The sequence below is a fragment of the Candidatus Nitrosopumilus salarius BD31 genome (assembly GCF_000242875.2).
GTDB classification, from domain to species: domain Archaea; phylum Thermoproteota; class Nitrososphaeria; order Nitrososphaerales; family Nitrosopumilaceae; genus Nitrosopumilus; species Nitrosopumilus salarius.
Genome location: NZ_AEXL02000160.1, coordinates 1 through 1,825, shown reverse-complemented (window position 1 = coordinate 1,825; position 1,825 = coordinate 1). Strand labels below are relative to the sequence as shown.

Below are 1,825 nucleotides of genomic sequence, written 5' to 3'. Positions count from 1 at the left end.
TGGGCTGACAAACCAGTTACTGCAAAAGAAGTTCTTGAAACACTTTCAAAAAATGTAGAAAGAACAAAGAAAATACTAACGGAATTAATAGATAAAATTCCAAAAACTAGAAGTTGCTCATGTGCTAAGGCATTAGAAGAGGCAGAATTTTAATCATCAACAAATGATTCTCTTTTAAGACCTTCTGGAAGTGTCAAATCACCTTGAAGTAGATTTCTCTGAAGTAACAAAATTATTTCCTCAGGATCATACCCTAATTTTTCCAATTCTTTTTCAGTAGTTTTAGAAATTTTTGCTCCAATATTTTGACCCCCAATTCTTCCAAAAGCAATTGCAGTAAAACGAAATTCATTGCTATCGATAGTAAAATTACCAGTAATTTTGGCAGCCATCTGGCTTCCATGTATATTATTAATGTGAACTTTAAGATCCATTTTAGAGATTAAATTTCTACAGCCTTGTTAATATTCTCGTCAATTAAAAAGCTCCAATGCTTTTCGTCTTCTACTTGGAAACCATTAACTTTGAGTGGGATAATCTGCTCATCTAGGCATTCATGTTTGATTTCGCCATTTTCTTTCAGTCTTACTAATTTCCATCTGTATTTTCCTTGTTGTAATTTACATACTGTAACTGCCCATTTTGCATCAGGATCAATTTTTGGCATCCCTACAAGGTCGGCAAGCTCTTCTATTCCAAGTTGTTTTTCTTCACAGAATCTTTTCTTGCAGACACCACATCTCCAGACATCTACAGAGCCAATTGTACGCTCATCAATGTTGATGTTTACAACTCCGAAATAGACTGGTTGATGTTTACAAGTTTCAGTATCAATACTCAATGTTTTTCCCCATCTTTAGCATTATTTAGTTCTTGCATCATCGTAGGGTTTTTCTAAAATTACACCTATATTATCTACAATTTTATTTCGTTTGAATTCAATATTTTCTTGTTCACATATCTTCCTATACATGTTAACTGCAGTAAATCGTGGATGCATTGCCTCAAATTCGGTTTCAGAAATATCTATGAAAGCACCAAGAGCCATTAGATCCTCAGATGCCTTTTTGGCCTGATCAGATGAGATCTTTAATTTTTGTCCAATTATTTCAGGAGACATTTTTCCATAACAAGTAACTAAAAGGAACACTTTGGCTTGAATTGGTTTTAAATGAATTTCAGAAATTAAATCATTTTCTATTTTAGAGAAAGACATCTGTTTGAAATAAATTGCAACACCATAAAAGATATTCTATAAACTCATTTTTTGATCAATATCTTTTTAGAGATTTTTAATGAAAATCCCATTGCAATAAAATGAACTATTGCTCCTAAAATTACGGCAGGAATAAAATCATTAAGAACTACCCAACTAATAATAAACGTAGTAACAGATGGAACTGTAATAATTATAGCAATTATCGTCCCTTTCAACATAATTTCATGTATTGTAAGTTTAGATTTGTCATCATCAGTCAATAAATGAATTTTTCAATATGGTAATAAAAATCGAATATACTTGATCAAGTTTTGATTTAGGGTTTTAACCTAAATATAGAAAAATAATTTTCGAAAAATAGAAATAGATTCATAAATTTTCAAATAAATGAATTTAATTGATTCTTATGTAAGGAGATTAGTAGAAACTTATGTCAGAAGAACGTAAAATGTATCCTATGAAGTGTTCCGATTGTGGAACAGATTCAGAAGTGCCTTTTGAACCAAAACCAGATAGACCAGTCTATTGTAAAGAATGCTTATCAAAACATCGTAGTAAGTGATTTCAGACCAGTTTTGTTTAATTAATTTTGAACTTAATTATATC

General features: G+C 30.8%; 5 protein-coding genes. 1 reads left to right on the top strand and 4 read right to left on the bottom strand.

What is annotated here, in order from left to right; translation table 11 throughout:
* Positions 1–149 precede the first annotated feature (149 nt).
* Genes BD31_RS08975 through BD31_RS08960 form a run of 4 tightly spaced genes read right to left on the bottom strand, consistent with a single transcriptional unit; the run spans position 150 to position 1,479 of the window.
* On the bottom strand, positions 150–434 hold the full coding sequence (locus BD31_RS08975) for a hypothetical protein (RefSeq protein ID WP_048097628.1): 285 nt from the start codon (positions 432–434) through the stop codon (positions 150–152).
* An 8-nt stretch (positions 435–442) separates the two neighbouring features.
* Entirely contained in the window at positions 443–841 is a 399-nt protein-coding gene (locus BD31_RS08970) for a hypothetical protein (RefSeq protein WP_008301529.1), read from the bottom strand.
* A gap of 21 nt (positions 842–862) precedes the next feature.
* Positions 863–1,216 (bottom strand): hypothetical protein, encoded by a 354-nt coding sequence (locus BD31_RS08965; protein ID WP_008301533.1) that lies wholly within the window; start codon positions 1,214–1,216, stop codon positions 863–865.
* 44 nt (positions 1,217–1,260) lie between these two features.
* Positions 1,261–1,479, bottom strand: a complete 219-nt coding sequence (locus BD31_RS08960) for a hypothetical protein (RefSeq protein WP_008301527.1) — start codon at positions 1,477–1,479, stop codon at positions 1,261–1,263.
* 170 nt (positions 1,480–1,649) lie between these two features.
* On the opposite strand from BD31_RS08960, the gene BD31_RS09905 reads away from it, so the two are divergent.
* A complete protein-coding gene (locus BD31_RS09905) occupies positions 1,650–1,781 on the top strand; it encodes a CxxC-x17-CxxC domain-containing protein (protein WP_081583239.1) in 132 nt (43 codons plus the stop codon).
* The last annotated feature ends 44 nt before the right edge of the window (positions 1,782–1,825 follow it).

Bases quoted from the DNA above. Each gene is read 5' to 3' on its own strand.
- BD31_RS08975 (WP_048097628.1), bottom strand. From the start codon at position 434: ATGGATCTTAAAGTTCACATTAATAATATACATGGAAGCCAGATGGCT.
- BD31_RS08965 (WP_008301533.1), bottom strand. From the start codon at position 1,216: ATGTCTTTCTCTAAAATAGAAAATGATTTAATTTCTGAAATTCATTTA.
- BD31_RS09905 (WP_081583239.1), top strand. From the start codon at position 1,650: ATGTCAGAAGAACGTAAAATGTATCCTATGAAGTGTTCCGATTGTGGA.